Origin of the sequence: Agrobacterium sp. CGMCC 11546 (assembly GCF_013365515.1) — a bacterium.
Classification (GTDB): Bacteria; Pseudomonadota; Alphaproteobacteria; order Rhizobiales; family Rhizobiaceae; genus Agrobacterium; species Agrobacterium fabrum.
Genome location: NZ_CP047387.1, coordinates 2,006,803 through 2,030,213 on the forward strand (window position 1 = coordinate 2,006,803; position 23,411 = coordinate 2,030,213).

Sequence of the window (23,411 nt, forward strand, 5' to 3'; positions counted from 1 at the left end):
GCATGACCAGTCTTTTCGAACCGGCACAGGCCGGCGATATCGCACTCGCCAACCGTATCGTCATGGCTCCCCTCACCCGTAACCGTTCGCCGGGGGCAATTCCCAACAATCTCAACGCCACCTATTACGAGCAGCGCGCCACAGCCGGGCTGATCGTCACCGAAGGCACGCCGATTTCCCAGCAGGGCCAGGGTTACGCTGACGTTCCGGGCCTCTACAAGCAGGAAGCGATCGAGGGCTGGAAAAAGATCACCGACGGCGTGCACTCGGCCGGCGGCAAGATCGTTGCGCAGATCTGGCATGTGGGCCGCATTTCCCACACCTCTCTGCAGCCGCATGGCGGCCAGCCGGTCGCACCATCAGCCATTCCTGCCAAATCGAAGACCTATATCATCAATGATGACGGCACCGGCGCTTTTGCCGAGACCTCCGAGCCCCGCGCGCTCACCATCGACGATATCGGCCTCATCCTCGAGGATTATCGTAGCGGCGCACGCGCAGCCCTGGAGGCCGGTTTCGACGGCGTCGAAATCCATGCCGCCAACGGCTACCTGATCGAGCAGTTCCTGAAATCCAGCACCAACCAGCGCACGGATGATTACGGCGGTTCGATCGAGAACCGCGCTCGCTTCCTGCTGGAAGTTGTCGATGCGGTTGCGGAAGAGATCGGCGCAGGCCGCACCGGCATCCGCCTCTCCCCCGTCACCCCGGCCAACGATATTTTCGAGGCCGATCCGCAGCCGCTTTATAATTACGTGGTGGAAGAACTCGGCAAGCGCAATCTCGCCTTCATCCATGTGGTGGAGGGCGCAACGGGCGGACCGCGTGATTTCAAACAGGGCGACAAGCCCTTCGATTACGCGGCCTTCAAGGGCGCCTATCGCAATGCCGGCGGCAAGGGCCTGTGGATTGCCAATAATGGTTACGACCGCGAGAGCGCCATCGAAGCGGTGGAAAGCGGTAAGGTCGATGCCGTCGCCTTCGGCAAGGCCTTCATCGCCAATCCGGATCTGGTACGCCGCCTCAAGGACAACGCGCACTTGAACGAGCCGAACCAGCCGACCTTCTATGGCGGCGGAGCCGAAGGTTATACCGACTATCCGGCACTCGGCTGATAAACCGAACGCCGCACCGCCCCTTGGCTGTGCGGCGTTTTTCTTTCAGCGCAGGCTTCGCGCCTGCCGCGCGGCAAAATCCGAGAATGCACCCATGACGAAGGCGTTGGGTACATGCAGCGCCTGCAGGAAACCATTGCCGGTTTCCCGGCCGATGCTCATCAACGCCACCTGCAGACAATAGAGGGCAAGCAGCACCAGAGAACGGGCAAGGTTCGGTCGCAGATCATCATGACGCAGCGCCAGGACCACCAGTGAGATGATGGGAAGGGCGATGAAGACGCCAAGCCCCTTGTGCAGCGAAAGCAGCGACCCGTCATAATATATCGACAGCCCGGCCAGCAGCACCTGCGCGAAAATCAGCACCGGCACCACAGTCGATACCACGGCAAAGATACCGCGCTGGCGAGATGATCCACCCGTTGCCGTGGCCATCACACCCTCCCCCCGGCATCGACCGGCCGATGAAGGCTGGCCGGCTCCCGCACCTCTCCGATGCAGCCAAGGCTTGCCAATGTCGCCGATACCGCAATATCAACAGGCGTTTTTGGCTCCGCACCGATGAAATCCGTAAGCTTGCCGTTGCTCATGCGCAGCGGCATCTGCCAGAGATATTGCATTTCCAGCACTTCGCGGAACAGGGGAACGAAGGGGGCGGCCAATTTGATTGCCAACCAAGACATCCGCCGCATCTTGACCGGACGACCAACGGCCCGCTCGATCGCCCCGACCAGTTGCAGCCCGTCAAAATCCCAAAAACCCTCCATATGATAGACGGCGAAGGCGGGAAGTTCGCTCGAACGATCCAGCAGCCGTCCGATCGTCTCGGCCACGTCAGGCAGATAGGCCCATTGATGCCCGGCATGCGGTGCGGCGGGGTTCTGGATGCTGCGCACCGGTTTGCCCGGCCGCACCAGCATTTGCGAAAACCAGTTGTTTTTCGCATCCGGCCCGAAAAAGTCCCCGGCGCGGACAATCAGCACCGGTACACCGCGCACCGACGCCATCTTCAGCCGCCGCTCCATCTCCACGCGAAGCGCGCCCTTGCGGGTGAACGGTTGCTGCGGGCTGTCCTCCGTCAGCAGCGGAAAGGCATCCGGCCCGAAATTATAGACGGTACCCGGAAGTACGATCCTTGCTCCGCAGGCTTCGGCAGCGGCGATGGTGTTGTCGAGCATCGGCAGCACCTGCCTCTCCCAATCGCGATATCCGGGAGGATTGACGGCGTGGACGATGAGCGTGGCGCCTTTCGCGGCGTCCATCACATCCTGCCGGTTCATCACGTCGCCGGTCACGCGCTCGATGCCATCAGACGCACCGGCCGCCACACGCTGGCGCGTCAGCGCCCGCACCTGCCAGCCGCGTTGCAGCAACATCTTCAAGACGTGGCTGCCGACACCGCCATTGGCGCCCAGGACCAGGGCCAGAGGCCCATTATTCTCTGCTGTATTTGCATGGTTTTCATATATCATCGTCGTTACTCCTTCTTCTGAACTGGAGTATCGGCGTGATGTGCGATATACGAAATTGTCGAAATAGGTGGAGCGGCCATACAAAATTTTATGACCAAAAGCCGGGATGTCAGCTGGGATTTTTACCGCACCTTCCTCAGCGTGCTGCGTGACGGCTCGCTTTCCGCCGCCGCGCGCGAGCTCGGTATCACGCAGCCGACGGCGGGGCGGCACATTGGTGCGCTGGAAGAGGCCGTCGGTTTTCCGCTGTTCATCCGCTCCCCGCACGGGCTGATGCCGACGGAGGCCGCACTGGCGCTTCGCCCTTATGCGGAAAATCTGGCGGCGACGGCGGCCGCCCTCATGCGCGCGGCCTCCGGCGAGGTCGGCAAGATCGAAGGCACCGTGCGCATCAGCGCATCGGATATCATCGGCGTGGAAATGCTGCCGCCGATCGTCGCCCTGATGCAGGAGGTCCACCCCCGGCTGGAAATCGAGCTTTCTCTCTCTGATACGCTGGAAGACCTGTTGCGACGTGAGGCCGACATCGCCATCCGCATGACCGAACCGCAGCAGGATGCGATCGTCATGCGCTACATCGGCAATTTCCGCCTCGGATTTCATGCGACGCGCGACTATCTGGCAAAAGCCGGCATTCCAAAAGCCATGGAAGAACTGAACGAGCACCGGATGGTCGGTTTCGACCGCAAGACGCCCTTCATCCGGGCGGCTATCCAGCGGATGCGTTCGCTTGATCCCGACATACCCGATATTGAAGATATTTCCTTCGAAATCCGCGCCGACAGCAACCTCGCCCAGCTTGCCATGATCCGCGCCAGCGCGGGTATCGGCGTCTGCCAGATCGGCCTGGCGCGCAAGGACCCCCGGCTAGTCCACGTTCTTCCAGATATCGATATTCCGCTGCACACCTGGGTGGCGATGCACGAAAATCTCAAGACCTCGCCGCGGTGCCGTGCCGTTTTCAGTGCTCTCGTCGAGGGTCTGAAAGCCCATCTCAAGGAAACCGATCCGAACGCCCCGCCAAAACGGCGTTAGAGTTTGTCCATTCACAGCGGACCGGAGGTGCGTGGAGCTTAACCCCCCTCTGCCCTGCCGGGCATCTCCCCCTCAAGGGGGAGATCGGCAAGAGGCCCTTTCATCGCTTCATTCTCAAGCGTCCAGAAGTGCGAAACCTTGCCGCAGATCGATCTCCCCCCTTGAGGGGGAGATGCCCGGCAGGGCAGAGGGGGGTTAAGCTCCACGCACCTTCGGGTCCGCTGTGAATGGACAACCTTCTGAAAGGCGACATCCAGAGCATTTCGATTTCTCCAGAAATCCGCAGCCCACCCGTCAAAACGGTCTGGCCAGATCCGTCGTCTTGTCCACCACCTCGGCTTCCGGCCGGTCGCCGCCCTGGCTATATTCCTCATGCCATTGGCCGCGCTCGTCCTGATAGCTGATTTCCTCGTCATCACCGCCCACCTGCTGTTCGGCGGCGACAATGCGGGCTGCTTCGACGGCATCGGCATAGGTCGGGAAAGTTTCGGAATAGGCGCCGTTCATGCGGTAGGCGAAACCTCCGTCATGTTCGACGATTTCATACACCACTTTGGTCATGCATGGTCCTCCTGTTTCGGTAGGCGACATGGCAACCACAACCGCGCTTCAAGCATTGCACCCGACGGGGACACCGCGGCATGAGCAGCATGTCCTGCGACATCACTATCCTACCAAAAGCATTCAAGCGCAAATCCTGCTTGATCTGAGGGACGATACGTCACAGCCTAGGCCTGTCAGGGGAAGGGAAATCGATGGTGGGTTCTATTTTGAAACAGGAGCGCATGCTGCTTCTGGCAATACCAGCGGCAATAGCGGCCTATATGGTGGAACATGCGATATTCGAAGCCGGAAAGACGGCGGGGCTGATTGCTGCAATCGTGCTCATCGGGCTGATCGTTCTCGTCTCGATGCGGGTTGCCCATCACGCTGAAATTCTCGCCGCCAAGGTCGGCGATCCCTACGGCACGATGATCCTCACACTCTCGGCGGTCGCCGTGGAAGTGCTGATCCTCGCCATCATCATGAGCGAATCCAGTTCACCAACGCTGGTGCGCGATACGATCTACTCCGCCGTCATGATCGACATCAACGGCATCCTGGGGTTGGCCGCCCTGATCGGCGGTCTGCGCCACGGCGAGCAGCCCTATAATGACGATTCCGGCAAGACCTATGGTGTGATGATCCTCACCGCCATGGGCATTTCGATGATCGTGCCGGAGTTCATTCCGCAACAGAGCTGGCACATCTATTCCGTGTTCACGATCGGGGCGATGATCGCGCTCTATGCGCTCTTCCTCAAGATGCAGGTCGGTCCGCACAGCTATTTCTTCAGCTATACCTATCCCCGCAAGGCGCATCCGGCCGGTCAGGCATCGGACGGGCATGGGCAAGAGGAAGACGAAGGCAGCGTGCCGCTCTCCATCGGCCTCATCATTGCCGGCGTGGTGCTGATCGGCGTACTGGCGGAATTCATGTCGGCCTTCCTGGGCGAAAGCCTCGAGGGCACGAATGCGCCGCCCGCGCTGATGGCGGTGGTGGTGGCGACGATCTCGGCATCGCCGGAAATCCTCACCGCGCTCCGGTCCGCCCTGCGCAACCGCATGCAGGCCGTCGTCAACATCGCCATGGGCGCGTCGCTGTCGACGGTGATCCTGACCGTGCCGGTCATGGAGGGCATCGCGCTTTATACCGGCCAGCCCTTCATCATGGCGATGACGCCGGTTCAGACCGTGATGGTCTTCATCACCCTCATCGCCGCGGCCATCAACCTCAATGACGGTGAAACCAATGCGATCGAGGGAATGACGCATTTCATCCTCTTCGCCACCTTCATCATGCTGCTGTTTCTCGGGCTCTGACCGAAACGAAAAAAGCCCGGCATCGCTGCCGGGCTTCTTTATTCAATATCGCAGGCCGATTAGCGGCAATCGGCGCAGAAACGCTGAATGCGCTTGCAGGCCTCTTCGAGAAGAGTTTCCGACGTGGCGTAGGAGATGCGGAAGTTCGGGCCAAGGCCGAAAGCCGATCCCTGCACGACGGCAACGCCTTCGGCTTCCAGAAGCTCGGAAACGAAATCCGTATCCGTCTCGATGACCTTGCCCGAAGGCGCGGTCTTGCCGATCAAGCCGGCGCAGGACGGGTAGACGTAGAATGCACCTTCCGGTGACGGGCAGCTGATGCCCTTGGCCTGGTTGAGCATGGAAACGACGAGATCGCGACGGCCTTCGAAGATCTTCTTGTTCGCCGGAATGAAATCCTGCGTGCCGTTCAGAGCTTCGACAGCGGCCCACTGTGCGATCGAGCTTGCGCCCGAGGTCTGCTGGCCCTGGATCATGTCCATGGCCTTGATCAGCGGCAGCGGGCCGGCAGCGTAACCGATACGCCAGCCGGTCATGGCATAGGCCTTGGAGACGCCGTTCATCGTCAACGTCCGGTCATAGAGCGAAGGCTCGACTTCCACAGGGGTGACGAATTTGAAATCGCCATAGGTCAGGTGCTCATACATGTCGTCCGTCAGCACCCAGACATGCGGATGCTTGACCAGCACGTCCGTCAGCGCCTTCAACTCCTCATGCGAATAGGCCGCACCCGAGGGGTTGGAAGGCGAGTTGAAGACGAACCACTTTGTCTTCGGCGTGATAGCCTTTTCCAGCGCTTCCGGCTTCAGCTTGAAATTGTCTTCGAGCGTGGCGTTGACGAAAACCGGCGTACCGCCGCAGATCGCCACCATTTCCGGGTAGCTGACCCAGTAAGGCGCGGGAATGACGACCTCATCACCGGGGTTCAGCGTCGCCATGAAGGCGTTGAAGAGGATCTGCTTGCCGCCGGTGCCGACGATGGTCTGTTCCGGCTTGTAGTCGAGGCCGTTTTCACGCTTGAACTTGTCGGCAATCGCCTTGCGCAGTTCAGGAATGCCGGAAACCGGCGTGTATTTGGTTTCGCCGCGCTTGATGGCGTCAATGGCCGCTTCCTTGATATTATCGGGCGTATCGAAATCCGGCTCGCCGGCGCCAAGGCTAATCACATCGCGACCCTTGGCTTTCAGCTCACGGGCTTTCTGGGTAACGGCGATGGTGGCGGATGGCTTTACGCGGGAGAGAATGTCGGCAAGGAAGGCCATTTTTAATCGGTCCTATTGGGGTTGACATCGGCAGAGGCTGGAAATCTTGTCTGCTACGGCAATTTCTATGTCGAAAGACGGACATAGTTTCAAGGTCAAAAGCCGGCTTATCTGCACCAGCGGAGAATTTAAACCTTCCTTAACCCGGAAGTAACGCTTGATACGCTACATTGGCGAGCCTAGGGGTCGTGTCTCTATAGCTGGTTGAAAAATGGCGCCCAAAAGCATCTTTTCCAGTCTTGTCCGCGAGGTCGATGGCACATGGTCCACGGCCTATCAAACCTTCAACCTGAAATCGGCCCTGCAGCCGATTTTCCGTCGCACGGCAAGCGGCATGCTGGACATCGATTCCTTCGAAGGTCTGGTTCGGCCCCACCACAATGGCGAGCCGGTGACGCCGGGCGAATTCTTCTCGCTTGTTGCATCTGAAGACATTGAGAATATCGACAGCATCCTGCGCACGATCCATATCCTCAACACCGGCAAGCTCAACCGTTCCCGCGCCCGCATTTTCGTCAATTTCCATCCGGGCCTGTTCCAGACCCCGGCCAAGATGCGGCAGGAAGTGGAGCGCATGCGGCTGACCGCACACGAGGCCGGCATGACAGCGGACCGCATCGTCTGCGAAATCTCGGAGAAAAAGGCCTCCGACACCCAGATGGTCGCCGACTTCGCATATCATATGCACGATATCGGTTTCCGCGTGGCGCTGGACGACTATGGTGCCGGCGATTCCGACATCGACCGGGTCAAGCTCATCAAACCGGACTACGTGAAATTCGAAGCGGGCTGGGTGCGTGATTTCATGCAGAATTCGGCCGGCGCCGCCCTCCTGCGCGTCATCGTCCGCCAGTTCCGCGAGGATGGCATAGAGCCCGTATTCGAAGGGCTGGAAACCAGTTGGCAGGTCGATCTGTGCGAAGACCTCGGCGTCCTGCTGATGCAGGGTTATGTTCTGGCAAAACCTGAACTCGCACCGACAAGTTTCGATACGCGCTTCCCCGAACTCGGCAGCGAATATTTCTCCCCTTCAAGGACGGAGAGAAACACGGCGGCACCGGCATTTTCCAGGGAAGACCGCGCGCCCGATCCGCATCCGCTACGCCAGGTCAGGACCTTCGGAAAACGCGGCCTCTGACGCCGTTTGCGGGAGAAATAGCCTCGCAGGTGGCTCTGCCACAATATGGCCGCAATAAATGCCGCGGAACGCCAGAATTCGGTCTCCAAGCCGTCCATTTCGGGGCCTCTTTTATCCTTTAAGAACAGGGACAAGAGGCGACAGCCATGTTTACCAACGATCGGACTTCCGTTGAAAGGTTAAGGGCGCAGAGAACGCTATTTTCCCTCTGGATGGCCGTTGCGGCTTTTCTTGTCATCGTCACCATGGCCGCCGGCATCGCAACCTCGGCCAATGCGGCCACCGAAACACTCGACACCCTGCACACCTCAGCCATTCCGCAGGTGGCGGCAACCGCCAAGGCCGGCCCTCACCTGCTACTCATCGTTCTTTCAGCCGCAGCCTTTATCGGTCTCGGCATTGGCGGCCTGACACTGACCCGGCGCAGCCTGAAGGACGAGGCCCGCCGCTACAAATAAGCCGCTCCCGCCTCGACTTGCGGCACCGGCACGTTGCTGCTAAAGCAACCGGGAAACAGCCATCCGCAACTTTGGATCGGCATTTCAAAAAATCCCTGTTTGCCACGGCCGTGACTGGATGATGTTCCCGGCCCCTGCTGTGCTGGTGCCAACTCATGACGCGTGTTCAGGCCAATATGCTGCTTCTCCTCGCAGCAGCGATCTGGGGAGGTGGCTTTGTCGCCCAATCCTCCGCCATGGCCTCGATCGGCCCATTCTGGTTCGTCGGCCTGCGTTTCGCCATCGCCGCGATCGCGGTGCTGCCCTTCGCGCTGATGGAAACACGCTCGCTGAAATCGCCGCCGCGCCGCCGTGAAATCGGCAGCTTCATTCTGGTGGGATTGGCCCTGTTCGGCGGCGCCACCACCCAGCAGGTCGGCCTTCTGACCACGACCGTCACCAATTCCAGCTTCCTGACCGGGCTTTACGTCATCTTCGTGCCTGTCATCGCCGTCGTGCTTTACCGTCGTCATCCCCATTGGGTCGTCTGGCCCTGCGCGTTGATGATGCTCGGCGGCATATTTCTCCTCTCCGGCGGCGCCTTCGAGACGCTGACGACGGGGGATATTCTCAGCATCATCTGCGCCTTCTTCTGGGCGATCCAGATTACGCTCGCGGGACGCTTCGTCTCCGAAAGCGGACGGCCGCTGGCGCTTTCCTTCACTCAGTTCGCGGTTTGCTCCCTTCTTAGTTGCATGATCGGTGCCGTATTCGAACCGATCAGCATGGCGGCGATCGAAGCATCGATGGTGGAAATTCTCTACGTCGGCCTTGTTTCTTCCGGCCTCGCCTTCGTGTTGCAGGTCATTGCCCAGCGTTACACCACGGCGCCGCAGGCGGCGATTTTCCTGTCCTCGGAGGCGCTTTTCGGCGCTCTCCTAGCCTCGATCTTCCTCAAGGAAACCATTTCCAGCGCTGGTTATGTCGGCTGCCTGCTCATTTTCATCGCGATCCTGATCGTTGAACTCGTACCGGAACTGACGCGCAAACGGCAGAAAACCGTGGCGGAAGCGACCTGACACGGAGAGAACGGATTTTTCTGTTTTCGCAAGAATTCCGGTTGCGCGTTAAAAATTTTGCCGAGAAAGTCCGGCGCAAACGGCAATTATTTCATCAATTATCGCTTATGCGAAAAAAATGTGCGATTACCCGGTGTAATTCTACCGGAGGTTTTTTATCTGACAAAAAGCCCGTGAAAACTTTTGCTTGCCAATTTTCGATAAACGCAGCAATCTACCGCGGTTCGGGCAATTTGCGAGCATGGGAAGGCCTATAAATGTGCGCACCGGGGACGCTATAAACCTCGGGCGGTGGGACGAAAAACGTTGGATGAGAACGCCATTACTTCCCGCTGCGAAGGTCCATTTTCTCAATAGTCAAGAACTGCCTGCCAACGCCCACGCGGGGCAAAACTGTAATGCTGCCTGTAGCTGAACGCGGGCAGAGCGAAAAGGACCTGATGCATGGCCGAAACTGGCACCGTAAAATTCTTCAATACCGACAAAGGCTTCGGCTTCATCAAGCCAGACAATGGTGGCGCTGATATCTTTGTTCACATCTCTGCCGTACAGGCTTCTGGCCTGTCCGGACTTTCAGAAAATCAGAAAGTGAGCTTCGACACGGAACCGGATCGTCGCGGCAAGGGCCCGAAGGCAGTCAATCTGCAGATTGCTGGCTGACCCTAAAACGGCTTTCTTTTCTAGTTGAAGCCCGGCAGGAATGCCGGGTTTTTTTATGCGCCCTGAAAGCCTCTATTGGCCAATTCAAAGCCCCTTGAGATAGGGGTTGTTGAGCCGTTCCTCACCCAGCCGCCCGCCTGGGCCATGGCCGCAGATAAACCCCACATCGTCACCCAGCGGCAGCAGCTTGTCGCGAATGGATGCCATCAATTGCTCGTGGTTTCCGCCCGGCAGGTCGGTGCGCCCAACCGATCCCGAAAACAGCACGTCGCCGACATGAGCGAAGTTCTGCTCGCGGTTGTAATAAATGACATGGCCGGGTGCATGGCCCGGGCAATGATAGACCTCGAAGACGTGGTCTCCGAAGGAAACCTTGTCGCCATCCTTCAGCCATGTGTCCGGCAGGACATTCTTCAGACCGCTGATGCCGTATTTCTGTGCCTGCACCTCGATCCTCTCCAGCAGCGGCCGGTCATCCTCATGCGGCCCGATGACCGACAGGGAAAGCTTTTCGCGCAGTTCGTCGGCACCGCCGGCATGGTCAAGATGCCCGTGCGTCAGCCATATTGCCTTGAGCGTGATGCCGTTTTCGGCAACGACCTGCAGAATGACGTCCACATCCCCACCGGGATCAACGACGACGCCTTCCTTGGTATCCTGATCGAACAGGATGGTGCAGTTCTGCTCGAATGGCGTGACCGGAATAATGCCCGCCTGCAACTTTCCCATATCCCGTATCTCCTGTCTGAAAGGGTCCGCCTCCTATAGCCCGCGACCGGTTGCGGCACAATGGCGACGGAAAGATGCCCGTTTTCAGCGGCCCGGCCACTCAAAAAATCACTATAAAATACAGATAGATAACAATATTTTCCGGGCTTGCAGCGACAATTTCCGGCGAAAAATGTGGAACGCCCCGTCGGCTGCGACGTTGTAGCACCAGTCTTAAAAGGAGTGAGACACATGGACAAGACGCTTAAAATGCTGATCGCTGGCGGCGCCTTCGCCTTGATGGCGGGTTATGCAAACGCCGCCATGGTCGCCACGACGGCATCGGATATTTCCGTTCGCTCGGGCCCCGGTGAAGACTACCCCGAACTGGGCCTTGCCACCCGCGGCAGCAACGCCGTTCTGGATGGCTGCATGGAAGGCAGCAGCTGGTGCCGCATCGAAGTCAACGGCCTTCGCGGCTGGGCTCATGCCGACTACCTGAATGTCATGTATGAGGGCTCGCCGGTCATTCTCGAACAGCGCCGCTCGGACCTCAGCGTGCCCGTGGTGACCTATGAAAAAACCGCCAGCGTTCAGGCAGAACCGAACCCGGGTGACCCGAACCTTGGCCGCGTCGGTGAAGTTGATCCGCCGCAATCGGTCATCACCTATATGGACGAGCATCCTGCCGAGACCGTCACCTATGACGGCGACATCGCAGTGGGCAGTGTTCTCCCCGCAGATACCCGTATGGTTGAAGTCCCCGACTATCAGTATCGGTATGTTCGGGTGAATGACGTCCCGGTTCTCGTGGAACCCTCGACCCGTCGTATCGTCTACGTTTATCAGTAACACCACCATCACGACAAAAATGAAGGAGAGCGCGGAGTTTCCGCGCTCTTTTCTATTTCCGGTAAAGGCCACTCAGGATTCCAGTTGCACCCGCACCCGCGCCATATTATCCACCGCAACAGAAAATGATCGGCGGCATTCTCCCGAGCGGACGCATTTTCGGCTATGTTTACAGAATATAGGCGCATCGATGCCTGTCAGCCTATGATCAGACAGCCGCAGGATATGAAGGAACCGCAGTGCCACCGCAATCGCTCAAAACCGCCGCCGCGAGGCAGACACCGGCACTCCCGAAGGTTGACGACGGCAAGATCGACTTCGATACGATCGAGGCGTTGTTCTTCGCCTATCGCGATTTCGTCTCCGATCCCGACGTCATTCTGTCGAAGCTGGATTACGGCCGGGCGCATCACCGGGTGGTCTATTTCGTCAGCCGGCAGCCCGGCATGACCGTGGCGGATCTGCTCGACACATTGCAGATTACTAAACAAAGCCTCGCCCGCGTGCTCAAGCAATTGATCGATGATGGTTACATCCGCCAGATGGCCGGCCCTGAAGATCGCCGCCAGCGCAGGCTCTACCCGACACTGACCGGCCGCGAACTGGCGCTGGCGCTCAGCGAACCGCAATCGCGCCGCATCGACCGCGCGCTGGAAGGGCTGGGACCGGATGCCCGCGCCTGCGTGCGCAAGTTCCTGGCGCAGATGCGCAGCCCGACAAGCGTGGAGGGTGAATGACGATGGCACAAGCTCCGACCAACCGCGTGCCGGTGGATGACGATGCGGCCCATCTGCTGATCGTCGACGATGACGCCCGCATTCGCAATCTCCTGCAACGCTTCCTTGGCGACAAGGGCTATCGCGTCTCGGTGGCCGGCGACGCGGCCGAAGCACGGCGCAAGATGGTGGGCATCCGTTTCGATCTGCTGATCCTCGACGTGATGATGCCCGGCGAAAACGGGCTTTCGCTGACCCGTTCGCTGAACGAGAACAAATCCGTGCCGGTCATTCTCCTGACCGCCCGTTCGGAAGCGGATTCGCGCATTGCCGGATTGGAAGCGGGCGCCGATGACTATCTCGCCAAGCCCTTCGATCCGCGCGAGCTCGTCCTGCGCATCAACAATATCCTGCGGCGCAACACCTCGCCCGACACGCCCAAGATCGAACAGATCATGTTCGGCCCCTACAGCTTCTCCATTCCGAAGAGGGAATTGCGACGCGGTGCCGAAACGATCCGGCTGACGGACCGCGAACAGGAAATCATGCTGCTTTTCGCCCTGCGCGCCGGCGATACCATTCCGCGCCACGAGCTGGTGGAGGCGGAATCGGAAGTGGGTGAAAGAACCATCGACGTGCAAATCAACCGTCTTCGCCGCAAGATCGAGGACGACCCTGCCAATCCTGTCTATCTGCAAACGGTGCGTGGCATCGGTTACCGCCTGAGCGTGGACTGACGGGCACTCAAAGAAGGGCAAACGCACGACCATGGCGAGCCTCGATTTTTTCGACACGTTCAAAAAGAGCCCCGTGGCCAAGGTATGGCGCTCCGCCGGCAGATGGCTGCGCCACTGGCTGCCAACCGGCCTTTACACCCGCTCGCTACTCATCATCATCCTGCCGATGATCCTGCTTCAGGCCGTGGTCGCGGCCGTGTTCATGGAACGTCACTGGCAATTGGTGACGGAGCGCCTGTCCGCCGCCGTGACACGTGATATCTCTGCCGTCATCGAGCTTCTGCAGACGGACCCCGAAGAAGACGATTATCAGCGCGTCATCCGCATCGCGCGAGAAAAACTCGACCTCAGCGTCTACATCGAGCCCAAGACCGATCTGCCGGCCCCCAAACCCGAGCCGCTGTTTTCGATCCTCGACAGGATCCTTGCCGATCAGTTGAAACAGCAAATCGGCAGGCCGTTCTGGATCGACACCTATGGCAACGGCTCGCTGGTGGAAATCCGCGTTCAGCTCGAAGACAAGACGTTGCGCGTCTTCACCAGCCGCAGTTCCGCCTATGCCTCCAATACCCATATCTTCCTCGTCTGGATGGTCGGCGCGTCACTGGTGTTGATTGCCATTTCCATCCTGTTCCTGCGCGGGCAGATCAAACCCATCGAAGCACTTGCCAAGGCGGCCGAAAACTTCGGCAAGGGCCAGAAGATCAGCGGCTATTCCCCACGCGGCGCGGACGAGGTGCGGCGTGCCGGTCTTGCCTTCATCCTGATGCGCGAGCGTATCGAGCGGCAGATGGAGCAGCGCACCGCCATGCTGAATGGTGTAAGCCATGACCTGCGCACCATTCTCACCCGCTTCAAGCTGCAACTGGCGCTCGCCGGCGACAATCCTGATCTCGAAGGGCTTGATAAGGATGTGGACGACATGCAGTCGATGCTGGAGGCCTATCTGGCCTTCGCCCGCACCGAGGTCGAAGAGGATGTCGGCACGCTGGAGCTTCCGGCGCTTCTGGAGAAGATCGGCCATGATTTCGAGCTGCATGGCAAGAAATTCAGCTACGAACTTTATAATATCGAGAGGATCATCGCCCGGCCGAATGCGCTGTCACGCCTCGTCGCCAATCTGGCCGAAAATGCGCGGCGTTACGCCAGCAATCTCCACGTCGATATCCGCAAGGCGCCACGCTCCATCATCATGACCTTCGACGATGACGGTCCGGGTATTCCGGAAATCTCCCGCGAGGATGTGTTCAAGCCGTTCTTCCGGCTGGACGAGGCACGCAACCTCAATGCTTCGGGCACGGGCCTTGGCCTCTCCATCGTGCGCGATATCGCCCGCAGCCATGGCGGCGACGTGTCGCTCGATGAAAGCCCGATGGGCGGATTGCGGGTCATCGTCAAGATCCCGGCTTAACGGCAAACGGCCGTCAGCACATCTTCTCGCCGTTCGGCACAGGGCGTTCAACCGCGGCCAACACGATATCGCCGTTTGCATCGGCAAAACCGAGCGTCAGAACTTCGGACCGGAAAGGACCGATCTGGCGCGGCGGAAAATTCACCACGCCCAGAACCTGCCGGCCGACCAGGCTTTCCGGCGTATAATGCACCGTGATCTGCGCAGAGGATTTTTTGATGCCGATCTCGGGTCCGAAATCGATCTTCACCTTGATCGCAGGCTTGCGAGCCTCCGGAAACGGCACCGCCTCCACGATCGTACCGACGCGGATATCGACCTTTTCGAAATCGGCATAGGAAATTTCGCCGCTCATGACCCGCTCCTTCAGCCCGCCAGTTCTTCGGCGCGCGTTTTCGCGGCGGCGACGGCCCTGTCGAACAGGGGCTGCATGCCGTCTTCGGCCATCAGCACGGACAGCGCCGCAGCCGTGGTGCCACCCGGCGAGGTCACATTCTGGCGCAGCCGCGCCGCCTCCTCGGGAGACTGATGCAGGAGTTCACCGGCACCGGCCACGGTTTCGCGCGCCAGACGCATGGCCACATCGGCCGGCAGACCGGCCTTACGGCCGGCTTCCGCCATGCATTCCACCAGATAGAAGACATAGGCCGGGCCGCTTCCCGAAACCGCGGTCACCGCGTCGATGTCACGTTCGGCCTCAACCCATTCGACCGGGCCGCTAACCTTCAGCAACCCGTCCACAACGGTTTTCAGCTCGGCTGTGACAAGATCGTTGGCATAAGCGCCGGTGACGCCACGGCCGACCATGGCAGGCGTATTGGGCATGGCGCGCACGGCGGCAACCGCACCGAAATGCGAAACGAAAGTGGCAATGGTGGTGCCGGCCGCGATGGAGACAACGACCGTTTCCGGACCCAGCAGGGGCTTCAGCGACGGCAAGATGGCATCCATCATCTGCGGCTTCACCGCCACGAAAAGAATGCCGGCCTTGACGCCCTCAGGCACGCTTTCACTGTGGGTCGCGCCGGCTTCCGCTATCGTCGTGCGCATGGCGTCGGAGGGGCGTGGGTCGATGACGACGACCTTCGATCCCGGCACACCCTTTTTCAGCCAGCCCGAAAGCATGGCGCCGCCCATATTGCCGGCCCCCACGAGGACGAGCGGACCTGAAGCCTTGTACACCATGCTCAAGCTTCTCCGACGGTCTCGAACATGACCGCTTCGATTGCGCTTTTGGCATCCAGTCCCGACCAGACGACGAACTGGAATGCCTGATAATATTGCTCGCAGGCCTCAAGCGCGCTGGAAAGCAGCACTTCCACCTGCTGGTTGTTCGGCTCGGCACCGCCGGCCAGAAGCAGCGACTGGCGGAAGATTACCACATCTTCCTGCCGCCACAGATCGAAATGCCCCATTAACACCTGGCCATTGACCTGCGACAACAGGCGAATGACCTCGTTGACGCGCTGATCCGGCACCTTGATGTCGAAAGCGCAGGCCAGATGCAGTGCCTCGAAGTCTTCCATCCACGAGAAGGAAACGTGATAATCGGCCCAGTGACCAGCCACCGTCATGGCGATCTCGTCTTCGCCGGAACGTTCGAACGACCAGTCGTTCGAGGCAGCGACAATCTCGATCATGTCCACTGGATTGGACTGACGCTCAATTTCAAATTCTATCAGACTCATGCGGCACCTTCTCAGCCGGCCAGAATGTCGTGTTTTGAACGCCGGGCACAAAACGCACATACGAACCGGGATAAACATTTGAGACGATTGCCCGACACCACCAGAATTACGCATTCACCCTGTCTGGAGCTTACCAGGTCTTTTCGAATCATCATTTAAAATCAGTGTATAATGGCCGAGTCCGGCTGCCACCCCTTCCCCGCCATTTTTGCCTTTTGAGCAGTGGATATCTTCTCCCCCATCACCTCAGGCGAGAGTCTTAAGCGACTCTGCCGACTGCGTTTTTTGGAAGTGTCCACAGGCACAAAAAAATCGCGTCAGACGACCGCTTTTAACCACCGCAAGTCTTTCGGACGAAACACACCGAAAACAAAAAGCCCCGAAATCGCAAGCGATCCGGGGCCTCCCCAAAAAATGCTGAAAAAATCAGTCCTTGGCGGCGGAAAGCTTCGCTTCCAGAGCCTCGATGCGGCCGCGCAGCGCGTCGTTTTCATCCCGCGCCTGAATGGCCATTTCGCGAACCGCGTCGAACTCCTCGCGCCGGACGACATCCAGGCTGTTCAGCCAACGATCCGCCTGCGCATGAAAAGCAGCCTCGGCTTCCTTGCGCACGCCCTGCGCCGCGCCCGCCGCATCGGTCATCAGCTTGGCGAATTCATCCAGAAAACGATTGGTGCCTGTCGTGCTCATGGCGCTCATCCTTCGTCGGTTCAGGGGCATCGTCTGGCCCGCTGTTGCTAGCCTTCAGGTAGGCACTCCACCGCCGCCTTGCAAGCGAAATCGAAAAATCGCAACAGCTTGGCAGGCCTTCGGTATCTTAAGCCGCAGCTTAAAGAATCACCCTTGACCGCCGCCATCGCAATCGCCATTTTCCTTGGCGTCAGGAAGCCGGTGAGCATCATCGCCCGGCCCCTTGAGGCAATGGATAAATCCGTTGTCCGCCCAGCAACGATGACGGAATATATACGGATTGATAGCCGCTCCCACTCAACTCGCCATCATGCCTTTCCCCAATATCGATCCGATAGCGCTGTCCATCGGTCCTCTGGCGATCCACTGGTACGGCATTGCCTATGTCGCGGGCATCATGCTCGGCTGGTTTTATGCCCGCCGCCTCGCCCGCACGGATCGCCTCTGGCCGAACGACACCTCGCCGATCTCGGCGCAGCATCTTGACGATTTCATCCTCTGGGCGGCCGGCGGCATCGTGCTTGGCGGCCGCATCGGCTACATCCTGTTTTACGATATGGCAGCTGTCGCCGCCAATCCCATCAGGGCGATCGAAATCTGGAATGGCGGCATGTCGTTCCATGGTGGCCTGATCGGCACGACGATCGCCATGATTCTCTTCGCCCGCCGGAACGGCATTCCGGTGTGGAGCATGTTCGACATCATTGCCGCCGTTGCGCCCATCGGCCTGCTGTTCGGCCGCATCGCCAACTTCATCAATGGCGAATTGTGGGGTCGCATCGCCGATGTGCCATGGGCAGTCGTCTTCCCGACCGGTGGCCCCTTTGCGCGGCACCCGAGCCAGCTTTATGAAGCAGGCCTCGAAGGCCTCTTGCTCGTCATTCTCCTGGCAATCGCAATATACGTTTTCAAGGCTCTGAAAACACCCGGCACCGTGACCGGCATCTTCGTCTGCGGTTACGCCCTGTCGCGAATCTTCGTGGAATTCTTCCGCGAACCGGACGCCCAGATCGGTTATCTCGCGGGTAACTGGCTGACCATGGGCATGGTGCTGTCAACACCGATGTTCCTTTTGGGCCTCTGGGCCGTCCTGCGGGCACGCAGCGCGACGAAAAGCGCCTGAGCGGTATGATCGCCCATGACCACACCGCTCGCGCAACGTATCAAATCCCTTATCCGGCTTAACGGTCCGCTCAGCGTCACCGATTTCTTTTCGCTGTGCCTCGCCGATCCCGAACACGGTTATTACAAGAGCCGCGAGCCCTTCGGCCGTTCGGGTGATTTCATCACCGCGCCGGAAGTCAGCCAGCTTTTCGGCGAAATGCTCGGTGTTTTCGTCGTCCACGCCTGGCAGCGGCATGGCGCGCCGGCGCAAACGCAGCTGGTGGAAATCGGCCCCGGCCGCGGCACCATGATGTCGGACATGCTGCGCGTCATCCGCCGCATCGCGCCGCCGCTTTACGAGACGATGCGGGTGCATCTGGTAGAAACCAGCCCCCGCCTTTCCGCCATCCAGAAGGAAACGCTGACAGCACATGCGGACCGGCTGACCTGGCATGGCAGTTTTGACGACGTGCCGGAAGGTTTTCTGCTGCTTGTCGCCAACGAGCTGTTCGATGCCATTCCGATCCGGCAATTCGTCAGGACGCCGCAGGGTTTCCGGGAACGTGTCGTCAGCCTCGATGCCAATGGCGAACTCGTTTTCTCGACGGGCCTTGCCGGCATAGACCCTACCCTCCTGCCACCGCAGCCCGAACGGCAACAGCTTGGCACGGTATTCGAGGTTTCCCCTGCCCGCGAAGCCGTGATGACCGCGATCTGCCAGCGCCTCTCGGCCCATGGAGGCACCGCGCTTGCGATCGATTACGGCCATCTGGTCGCCGGTTACGGTGACACGCTGCAGGCCATGCGCAACCACGGCTTCGACCCGCCGCTTTCGCATCCCGGCGAGGCCGATCTCACCAGCCATGTGGATTTCGAAAGCCTCGTCAAAACGGCGCAAGCGACCGGCGTGCATGTCAACGGCGCCCTGAGACAGGGCGATTTTCTCCACGGCCTCGGCCTCAAGGAGAGGGCGAGCGCGCTTGCCGCCAAGGCCACTCCCGACCAGACGCTTGAAATTGCCGAAGCGGTGAACCGCCTCGCCGGCGAAGGCGCCGGCAAGATGGGGGAACTTTTCAAGGTCATCGCCGTTTCAAGTCCCGCGCTTCATCTTCTGCCGTTTCGTGCGGTGGATTGACAGCGCAATAACCTCTGGGCCAACATCGCCGCGACACACGAAGCAGGCACACTGCATCACACCGCCACGCAATGCCGTGGCAACAGGAAACATCTCGCTTAACCCTGCTCCACTGGCCAACAGCGACATTCTCCAAGGAATTCCCCCACCATGCAGAACGCAACGCTGCCGCTCCCGCTCCAGTCCCCCCTGCTCGCCGCGTCAGGCGAAAACCGTGTCCGCCACGGTTTCTTCACCCGGCAGGGTGGTGTCTCGGAGGGGCTTTATCAGGGCCTCAATGTCGGCCTCGGCTCCCACGACGAACCCGAAAAGGTGCAGGAAAACCGCCGGCGCGTGACGCAATGGTTCGGTCTTTCCGCTGATCGCCTCGCAACAGTGCATCAGGTCCACTCCCCCGACGTCGTCGTTGTTGATGACAATTACGACGGCAACCGTCCGCAGGCCGACGCGATGGTCACGGCAACGCCTGGTTTCGTGCTGGGCGTTTTGAGCGCCGATTGCGGACCGATCCTGTTTGCGGATGCCAAAGCTGGCGTCGTGGGTGCGGCCCATGCCGGCTGGAAGGGCGCGCTCTTCGGCGTGCTCGAAAACACCATCGAGACCATGGTGAAGCTCGGCGCCAGTCGCGAGCGCATCGCCGCCTCGCTTGGCCCTTCGATCAGCCAGGATAATTATGAGGTCGGGCCGGAATATGTGGCGCGCTTCACCGATATCGATCCGGCCTATGCGGATTATTTCGCCGGGACGGAAAGGCAAGGCCACGCCTTGTTCGACCTCAAGCAATTCACCGTCGACCGGCTGACGAAAGCCGGCGTGAAGGCGGAGAACCTCGGTCTCTGCACCTATCCCGACGAACATCGTTTCTATTCCTACCGCCGCACCACCCACCGCGCCGAACCCGATTACGGCCGGCAGATTTCCGCAATCGCAATTCTGGAGGACTGACATGGCCCTGCATTTCGAGCTTTCGGAATTCGATGCCCGCCGCGAGCGTCTGCTCGCAAAAATGGCCGAAGAGAAACTGGACGCCCTGCTGCTTTTTGCGCAGGAGAGCATGTATTGGCTGACTGGCTACGACACCTTCGGTTACTGCTTCTTCCAGACGCTGGTGGTCAAGTCGGATGGCTCTATGACGCTGCTGACCCGCTCGGCCGATCTGCGGCAGGCCCGCAATACCTCCGTCATCGACAATATCCTCATCTGGGTCGACCGGCCCAATGCGGACCCCACACTCGATCTGAAAAACCTGCTGAGCGATCTCGATCTGCTCGGTGCCAAGATCGGGGTGGAATACGACACCCACGGCATGACCGGCCGTGTCGCCCGCCTGCTGGACAACCAGCTCGCCAGCTTCTGCCAGATGAGCGACGCCTCCTATCTCGTCAGCACCCTCAGGCTCGTCAAAAGCCCGGCCGAGATCGCTTATGCCCGCAAGGCCGGGCAACTGGCAGATGATGCTTTGGATGCGGCATTGCCGCTCATCAAGCCGGGCGCGGACGAAGCCGCGATCCTTGCCGCGATGCAGGGCGCCGTTCTGGCGGGCGGTGGCGATTATCCCGCCAATGAGTTCATCGTCGGTTCCGGCGCGGATGCGCTGCTCTGCCGTTACAAGGCCGGACGCCGCAGGCTCGACACCAAGGATCAGCTGACGCTGGAATGGGCCGGTGTCAGCGCCCATTACCATGCAGCCATGATGCGCACGGTGGTGATCGGCGAACAGGATTTCCGCCAGAAGGAGCTTTACAGCGCCTGCCTGCAAAATATCACCGCCATCGAGGAAGTGCTGCGGCCGGGCAAGACTTTCGGCGATGTCTTCGACGTGCATGCCCGCGTGATGGACGAACGCGGATTGACCCGCCACCGGCTGAACTCCTGCGGTTATTCGCTGGGCGCGCGTTTCTCGCCTTCCTGGATGGAGCACCAGATGTTCCATGCCGGCAATCCGCAGGAAATCACCGCCGACATGACGCTCTTTGTGCATATGATCGTGATGGATTCCGATTCCGGCACGGCCATGACGCTCGGCCAGACCTATCTGACAACGGAGGGCGCTCCGGAAGCACTCTCGCGCCATAACCTCGATCTTCTCACAGCTTAAATCGCCGCCGGGTTTGACAGAGCGGGAAAACCGCCCTTACATTGCGCCACCTTGGGGCAAGAAGGAGCGGAACATGAGAGGGAAAATCGCATGAGCCGGACGGGGTTCCCCCCATTTTTTCCGGCCATCATTGTTCCAGTACTGGTGCTGACCCTTTCGGGCTGCAACACGACGGAGGCGCTGACACCGCAGGTGAATGTCGGCCACAATAATGCCTCGCAATCGACGCCGGTAACGCAGGGCGATCTCGACCAGATGGCCGCCGCCGCCGACCGCGCACCCGCAGGGGCTTCGGCAACGGCAACCTCCGTGCCAGCCTATGCGCCGCAAAACTCGCTGCAGGCGCAGGCACAGGCGATGTCCAGCGGCAACCAGTATGGCGAACCGCTTCGCCAGGCCCCGACCGCGGCTCAGCCTCCCGCGGCCGCCCCCTCGCAGCAGACTGCCGCACTCGCGCCCGCTTCTTCGGCAAATTCCATCCGCTTCCTGCCGATCATCGGCGCGCCCGTTCAGGCCGTCACGCCGCTGTCGCGCCAGCTCGGTGCCGAAGCACGGGCCAAGGGGCTGACCATCCGCGCCTCCAACGACAATTCGGCCGAAAACATCCTCAAGGGATATTTCTCCGCCTTCGCCGATGGCAGCAAGGTCAATATTGTCTACGTCTGGGACGTTCTCGATGCCAATGGCGTGCGGCTGCATCGCCTGCAGGGGCAGGAAACGGTGGCGGCAAAAGGCAGCGATCCATGGGCCGCTGTGACCGACAGGGCCATGCAGGATATCGCCGCAAAAACACTGAACGACTACACGTCCTGGAAGAATTCTCAACGCGGATGAGGTGAAACGGCGGGAGAAGTCATAGAGATTTCACGAAAATCATTGCGAAAGCGCGGAGTCCTCTTGCAATCGGAAGCAACAGCGCTATTAAGGCGCGCATGGCAACAAGGCGTATCCGGCAAAGGCTTTTCGGCCGGATGTTCCTCCCCCTTGAACGACGCTTGGTTACGGTGGATTGAGCCCCGTGGCGCAAGGCGATGGCATGGAAACAGGCGGCCGCAATGAAGGTTTTCGCAGGCAATTCGAACCGGCACCTCGCCGAAGCGATCTGCAAGTATCTGAACGTTCCTCTCGGAAATGCCACTGTAAAGCGGTTTGCTGACCAGGAAATATTCGTAGAAATCAGCGAGAACGTGCGCGGCGAGGACGTCTTTATCGTTCAATCCACCTCCTTCCCGGCAAATGATCATCTGATGGAACTGCTCATCATGATCGATGCCATGCGCCGCTCCTCGGCAAAACGTATCACCGCGGTGCTTCCCTATTTCGGTTACGCCCGCCAGGACCGCAAAGCCGGCCCCCGCACCCCGATTTCCGCCAAGCTCGTTGCCAACCTGATTACCGAAGCCGGCGCCGACCGCGTTCTCACGCTTGATCTTCATGCCGGCCAGATCCAGGGCTTTTTCGACATCCCCACCGACAACCTCTTCGCAGCGCCCATTCTCGCCCGCGACGTGAAGGACCATTACGACACCAACAATGTCATGGTCGTTTCGCCTGATGTCGGCGGCGTGGTTCGCGCCCGCGCCCTGTCGAAGCGTCTCGACTGTCTGCTGGCAATCGTCGACAAACGCCGTGACCGTCCGGGCGAATCCGAGGTCATGAACGTCATCGGCGATGTCTCCGGCAAGGATTGCATCCTGATCGACGATATCATCGATTCCGGCGGCACGCTCTGCAACGCCGCCGAAGCGCTGCTGAAAAAGGGCGCGACCAGCGTTACCGCCTATATCACCCACGGTGTGCTTTCCGGCGGCGCGGTTGCCCGCGTGGCCTCCTCGAAGCTGCGCGAACTCGTCATCACCGACAGCATTCAGCCGACCACAGGCGTGCAATCGGCGCACAATATCCGCGTGGTCAGCACCGCAGGCCTGCTTGGTGAAGCGATCAACCGCACCGCGCAGGAACAGTCGGTCTCCGGCCTGTTCGACTAAGGGCTCCAGAAGTCTCAATCGTCATGCCAGGCCGGCCCAACCCCGTCCAGCTTGGATGGCAGACTGCATTTATGTCGGGGTCGATTGCGGAGACACATCGCCTCCTGACGCCATCCTCGGGCTAGTCCCGAGGTTTTAAACACGCCAACAAAATCAATACGTTGCAAATCCTCAAGACAAGTCCGGGATGAGGTGGACTATCTGGCGAACGTCACCATTCCTCT

Annotated in this window: 27 protein-coding genes; 17 read left to right on the forward strand and 10 right to left on the reverse strand. The window is 59.8% G+C overall.

The window, feature by feature from the left end; genetic code table 11:
• The first annotated feature begins 2 nt into the window (after nt 1-2).
• A complete protein-coding gene (locus tag GSF67_RS10095; protein ID WP_006310598.1) occupies nt 3-1,115 on the forward strand; it encodes an alkene reductase in 1,113 nt (370 codons plus the stop codon).
• Nucleotides 1,116-1,160: 45 nt separating this feature from the next.
• Here GSF67_RS10095 and GSF67_RS10100 read toward each other — a convergent pair whose 3' ends face one another.
• Both GSF67_RS10100 and GSF67_RS10105 read right to left on the reverse strand, forming a co-directional pair.
• On the reverse strand, nt 1,161-1,550 hold the full coding sequence (locus GSF67_RS10100) for a DUF6220 domain-containing protein (protein WP_006310600.1): 390 nt from the start codon (nt 1,548-1,550) through the stop codon (nt 1,161-1,163).
• A complete protein-coding gene (locus GSF67_RS10105) occupies nt 1,550-2,587 on the reverse strand; it encodes an NAD-dependent epimerase/dehydratase family protein (protein ID WP_006310602.1) in 1,038 nt (345 codons plus the stop codon). Before GSF67_RS10105 ends, GSF67_RS10100 begins: the two co-directional genes overlap by 1 nt.
• A gap of 90 nt (nt 2,588-2,677) precedes the next feature.
• Between GSF67_RS10105 and GSF67_RS10110 the strand changes: the two genes are divergently transcribed.
• Nucleotides 2,678-3,622, forward strand: a complete 945-nt coding sequence (locus tag GSF67_RS10110) for a LysR family transcriptional regulator (RefSeq protein WP_006310604.1) — start codon at nt 2,678-2,680, stop codon at nt 3,620-3,622.
• Between the two features lie 294 nt (nt 3,623-3,916).
• Here the strand turns inward: GSF67_RS10110 and GSF67_RS10115 are convergent, their stop codons facing one another.
• A complete protein-coding gene (locus GSF67_RS10115; protein WP_006316370.1) occupies nt 3,917-4,183 on the reverse strand; it encodes a DUF2188 domain-containing protein in 267 nt (88 codons plus the stop codon).
• Between the two features lie 194 nt (nt 4,184-4,377).
• On the opposite strand from GSF67_RS10115, the gene GSF67_RS10120 reads away from it, so the two are divergent.
• The gene (locus tag GSF67_RS10120; RefSeq protein ID WP_006316371.1) at nt 4,378-5,484 is read left to right on the forward strand and encodes a calcium:proton antiporter; all 1,107 of its coding nucleotides are present in this window, start codon (nt 4,378-4,380) and stop codon (nt 5,482-5,484) included.
• Between the two features lie 59 nt (nt 5,485-5,543).
• Here GSF67_RS10120 and GSF67_RS10125 read toward each other — a convergent pair whose 3' ends face one another.
• Nucleotides 5,544-6,746: a pyridoxal phosphate-dependent aminotransferase gene (locus tag GSF67_RS10125; protein WP_006316372.1), complete on the reverse strand. Its 1,203-nt coding sequence runs from the start codon at nt 6,744-6,746 to the stop codon at nt 5,544-5,546.
• A 211-nt stretch (nt 6,747-6,957) separates the two neighbouring features.
• On the opposite strand from GSF67_RS10125, the gene GSF67_RS10130 reads away from it, so the two are divergent.
• The 4 genes from GSF67_RS10130 to GSF67_RS10145 all read left to right on the forward strand — a co-directional run bounded on the left by GSF67_RS10130 (nt 6,958) and on the right by GSF67_RS10145 (nt 10,060).
• A complete protein-coding gene (locus tag GSF67_RS10130; protein WP_006316373.1) occupies nt 6,958-7,884 on the forward strand; it encodes an EAL domain-containing protein in 927 nt (308 codons plus the stop codon).
• Nucleotides 7,885-8,030: 146 nt separating this feature from the next.
• On the forward strand, nt 8,031-8,342 hold the full coding sequence (locus tag GSF67_RS10135) for a hypothetical protein (RefSeq protein WP_083816064.1): 312 nt from the start codon (nt 8,031-8,033) through the stop codon (nt 8,340-8,342).
• 155 nt (nt 8,343-8,497) lie between these two features.
• Nucleotides 8,498-9,400: a DMT family transporter gene (locus GSF67_RS10140; protein WP_006316375.1), complete on the forward strand. Its 903-nt coding sequence runs from the start codon at nt 8,498-8,500 to the stop codon at nt 9,398-9,400.
• A gap of 444 nt (nt 9,401-9,844) precedes the next feature.
• Nucleotides 9,845-10,060, forward strand: a complete 216-nt coding sequence (locus GSF67_RS10145; protein ID WP_003494703.1) for a cold-shock protein — start codon at nt 9,845-9,847, stop codon at nt 10,058-10,060.
• Nucleotides 10,061-10,144: 84 nt separating this feature from the next.
• Here GSF67_RS10145 and GSF67_RS10150 read toward each other — a convergent pair whose 3' ends face one another.
• Nucleotides 10,145-10,789 (reverse strand): MBL fold metallo-hydrolase, encoded by a 645-nt coding sequence (locus tag GSF67_RS10150; RefSeq protein WP_006316377.1) that lies wholly within the window; start codon nt 10,787-10,789, stop codon nt 10,145-10,147.
• A 231-nt stretch (nt 10,790-11,020) separates the two neighbouring features.
• Between GSF67_RS10150 and GSF67_RS10155 the strand changes: the two genes are divergently transcribed.
• From GSF67_RS10155 to GSF67_RS10170, 4 genes are all read left to right on the forward strand, one after another.
• The gene (locus tag GSF67_RS10155; protein ID WP_006316378.1) at nt 11,021-11,620 is read left to right on the forward strand and encodes a DUF1236 domain-containing protein; all 600 of its coding nucleotides are present in this window, start codon (nt 11,021-11,023) and stop codon (nt 11,618-11,620) included.
• A gap of 239 nt (nt 11,621-11,859) precedes the next feature.
• A complete protein-coding gene (locus GSF67_RS10160; protein ID WP_006316379.1) occupies nt 11,860-12,357 on the forward strand; it encodes a MarR family winged helix-turn-helix transcriptional regulator in 498 nt (165 codons plus the stop codon).
• A gap of 2 nt (nt 12,358-12,359) precedes the next feature.
• Nucleotides 12,360-13,073, forward strand: a complete 714-nt coding sequence (locus tag GSF67_RS10165) for a response regulator (RefSeq protein WP_010972139.1) — start codon at nt 12,360-12,362, stop codon at nt 13,071-13,073.
• 31 nt (nt 13,074-13,104) lie between these two features.
• Nucleotides 13,105-14,484 (forward strand): ATP-binding protein, encoded by a 1,380-nt coding sequence (locus GSF67_RS10170; protein WP_006316381.1) that lies wholly within the window; start codon nt 13,105-13,107, stop codon nt 14,482-14,484.
• A 13-nt stretch (nt 14,485-14,497) separates the two neighbouring features.
• On the opposite strand, the gene GSF67_RS10175 is transcribed toward GSF67_RS10170, so the two are convergent.
• The 5 genes from GSF67_RS10175 to GSF67_RS10195 all read right to left on the reverse strand — a co-directional run bounded on the left by GSF67_RS10175 (nt 14,498) and on the right by GSF67_RS10195 (nt 17,074).
• Complete coding sequence (locus GSF67_RS10175; protein ID WP_006316382.1) at nt 14,498-14,839, reverse strand: tRNA-binding protein; 342 nt, start codon at nt 14,837-14,839, stop codon at nt 14,498-14,500.
• A gap of 11 nt (nt 14,840-14,850) precedes the next feature.
• Nucleotides 14,851-15,669: a pyrroline-5-carboxylate reductase gene (proC, locus tag GSF67_RS10180; protein WP_121651059.1), complete on the reverse strand. Its 819-nt coding sequence runs from the start codon at nt 15,667-15,669 to the stop codon at nt 14,851-14,853.
• A gap of 2 nt (nt 15,670-15,671) precedes the next feature.
• A complete protein-coding gene (locus GSF67_RS10185) occupies nt 15,672-16,172 on the reverse strand; it encodes a YbjN domain-containing protein (protein ID WP_006311131.1) in 501 nt (166 codons plus the stop codon).
• A 426-nt stretch (nt 16,173-16,598) separates the two neighbouring features.
• Entirely contained in the window at nt 16,599-16,862 is a 264-nt protein-coding gene (locus tag GSF67_RS10190; RefSeq protein WP_006311132.1) for an accessory factor UbiK family protein, read from the reverse strand.
• Between the two features lie 47 nt (nt 16,863-16,909).
• A complete protein-coding gene (locus tag GSF67_RS10195; protein ID WP_006311133.1) occupies nt 16,910-17,074 on the reverse strand; it encodes a hypothetical protein in 165 nt (54 codons plus the stop codon).
• A 98-nt stretch (nt 17,075-17,172) separates the two neighbouring features.
• Between GSF67_RS10195 and lgt the strand changes: the two genes are divergently transcribed.
• The 6 genes from lgt (at nt 17,173) to GSF67_RS10225 (ending at nt 23,187) form a co-directional block, all read left to right on the forward strand.
• The gene (gene lgt, locus GSF67_RS10200) at nt 17,173-17,985 is read left to right on the forward strand and encodes a prolipoprotein diacylglyceryl transferase (protein ID WP_035214755.1); all 813 of its coding nucleotides are present in this window, start codon (nt 17,173-17,175) and stop codon (nt 17,983-17,985) included.
• Nucleotides 17,986-18,000: 15 nt separating this feature from the next.
• Nucleotides 18,001-19,101: a class I SAM-dependent methyltransferase gene (locus GSF67_RS10205; protein WP_006311137.1), complete on the forward strand. Its 1,101-nt coding sequence runs from the start codon at nt 18,001-18,003 to the stop codon at nt 19,099-19,101.
• Nucleotides 19,102-19,251: 150 nt separating this feature from the next.
• Nucleotides 19,252-20,046 carry a peptidoglycan editing factor PgeF gene (pgeF, locus tag GSF67_RS10210; protein ID WP_006311139.1) on the forward strand — a complete coding sequence of 265 codons (795 nt, stop codon included), beginning with the start codon at nt 19,252-19,254 and terminating at the stop codon, nt 20,044-20,046.
• 1 nt (nt 20,047) lies between these two features.
• Complete coding sequence (locus tag GSF67_RS10215; RefSeq protein WP_006311141.1) at nt 20,048-21,199, forward strand: Xaa-Pro peptidase family protein; 1,152 nt, start codon at nt 20,048-20,050, stop codon at nt 21,197-21,199.
• Nucleotides 21,200-21,289: 90 nt separating this feature from the next.
• Entirely contained in the window at nt 21,290-22,033 is a 744-nt protein-coding gene (locus tag GSF67_RS10220; protein WP_006311143.1) for a hypothetical protein, read from the forward strand.
• 221 nt (nt 22,034-22,254) lie between these two features.
• Nucleotides 22,255-23,187 (forward strand): ribose-phosphate pyrophosphokinase, encoded by a 933-nt coding sequence (locus GSF67_RS10225; protein WP_010972147.1) that lies wholly within the window; start codon nt 22,255-22,257, stop codon nt 23,185-23,187.
• Nucleotides 23,188-23,411: the final 224 nt, after the last annotated feature.

Bases quoted from the DNA above. Each gene is read 5' to 3' on its own strand.
- GSF67_RS10095 (WP_006310598.1), top strand. From the start codon at position 3: ATGACCAGTCTTTTCGAACCGGCACAGGCCGGCGATATCGCACTCGCC.
- GSF67_RS10120 (WP_006316371.1), top strand. From the start codon at position 4,378: ATGGTGGGTTCTATTTTGAAACAGGAGCGCATGCTGCTTCTGGCAATA.
- GSF67_RS10110 (WP_006310604.1), top strand. From the start codon at position 2,678: ATGACCAAAAGCCGGGATGTCAGCTGGGATTTTTACCGCACCTTCCTC.
- GSF67_RS10225 (WP_010972147.1), top strand. From the start codon at position 22,255: ATGAAGGTTTTCGCAGGCAATTCGAACCGGCACCTCGCCGAAGCGATC.
- GSF67_RS10140 (WP_006316375.1), top strand. From the start codon at position 8,498: ATGACGCGTGTTCAGGCCAATATGCTGCTTCTCCTCGCAGCAGCGATC.
- GSF67_RS10195 (WP_006311133.1), bottom strand. From the start codon at position 17,074: ATGATGCTCACCGGCTTCCTGACGCCAAGGAAAATGGCGATTGCGATG.
- GSF67_RS10170 (WP_006316381.1), top strand. From the start codon at position 13,105: ATGGCGAGCCTCGATTTTTTCGACACGTTCAAAAAGAGCCCCGTGGCC.
- GSF67_RS10205 (WP_006311137.1), top strand. From the start codon at position 18,001: ATGACCACACCGCTCGCGCAACGTATCAAATCCCTTATCCGGCTTAAC.
- GSF67_RS10190 (WP_006311132.1), bottom strand. From the start codon at position 16,862: ATGAGCACGACAGGCACCAATCGTTTTCTGGATGAATTCGCCAAGCTG.
- pgeF (WP_006311139.1), top strand. From the start codon at position 19,252: ATGCAGAACGCAACGCTGCCGCTCCCGCTCCAGTCCCCCCTGCTCGCC.
- GSF67_RS10155 (WP_006316378.1), top strand. From the start codon at position 11,021: ATGGACAAGACGCTTAAAATGCTGATCGCTGGCGGCGCCTTCGCCTTG.
- GSF67_RS10165 (WP_010972139.1), top strand. From the start codon at position 12,360: ATGGCACAAGCTCCGACCAACCGCGTGCCGGTGGATGACGATGCGGCC.
- GSF67_RS10125 (WP_006316372.1), bottom strand. From the start codon at position 6,746: ATGGCCTTCCTTGCCGACATTCTCTCCCGCGTAAAGCCATCCGCCACC.
- GSF67_RS10185 (WP_006311131.1), bottom strand. From the start codon at position 16,172: ATGAGTCTGATAGAATTTGAAATTGAGCGTCAGTCCAATCCAGTGGAC.
- GSF67_RS10145 (WP_003494703.1), top strand. From the start codon at position 9,845: ATGGCCGAAACTGGCACCGTAAAATTCTTCAATACCGACAAAGGCTTC.
- GSF67_RS10135 (WP_083816064.1), top strand. From the start codon at position 8,031: ATGTTTACCAACGATCGGACTTCCGTTGAAAGGTTAAGGGCGCAGAGA.
- GSF67_RS10175 (WP_006316382.1), bottom strand. From the start codon at position 14,839: ATGAGCGGCGAAATTTCCTATGCCGATTTCGAAAAGGTCGATATCCGC.
- GSF67_RS10215 (WP_006311141.1), top strand. From the start codon at position 20,048: ATGGCCCTGCATTTCGAGCTTTCGGAATTCGATGCCCGCCGCGAGCGT.
- proC (WP_121651059.1), bottom strand. From the start codon at position 15,669: ATGGTGTACAAGGCTTCAGGTCCGCTCGTCCTCGTGGGGGCCGGCAAT.
- GSF67_RS10220 (WP_006311143.1), top strand. From the start codon at position 21,290: ATGAGCCGGACGGGGTTCCCCCCATTTTTTCCGGCCATCATTGTTCCA.
- lgt (WP_035214755.1), top strand. From the start codon at position 17,173: ATGCCTTTCCCCAATATCGATCCGATAGCGCTGTCCATCGGTCCTCTG.
- GSF67_RS10100 (WP_006310600.1), bottom strand. From the start codon at position 1,550: ATGGCCACGGCAACGGGTGGATCATCTCGCCAGCGCGGTATCTTTGCC.
- GSF67_RS10105 (WP_006310602.1), bottom strand. From the start codon at position 2,587: ATGATATATGAAAACCATGCAAATACAGCAGAGAATAATGGGCCTCTG.
- GSF67_RS10115 (WP_006316370.1), bottom strand. From the start codon at position 4,183: ATGACCAAAGTGGTGTATGAAATCGTCGAACATGACGGAGGTTTCGCC.
- GSF67_RS10150 (WP_006316377.1), bottom strand. From the start codon at position 10,789: ATGGGAAAGTTGCAGGCGGGCATTATTCCGGTCACGCCATTCGAGCAG.
- GSF67_RS10130 (WP_006316373.1), top strand. From the start codon at position 6,958: ATGGCGCCCAAAAGCATCTTTTCCAGTCTTGTCCGCGAGGTCGATGGC.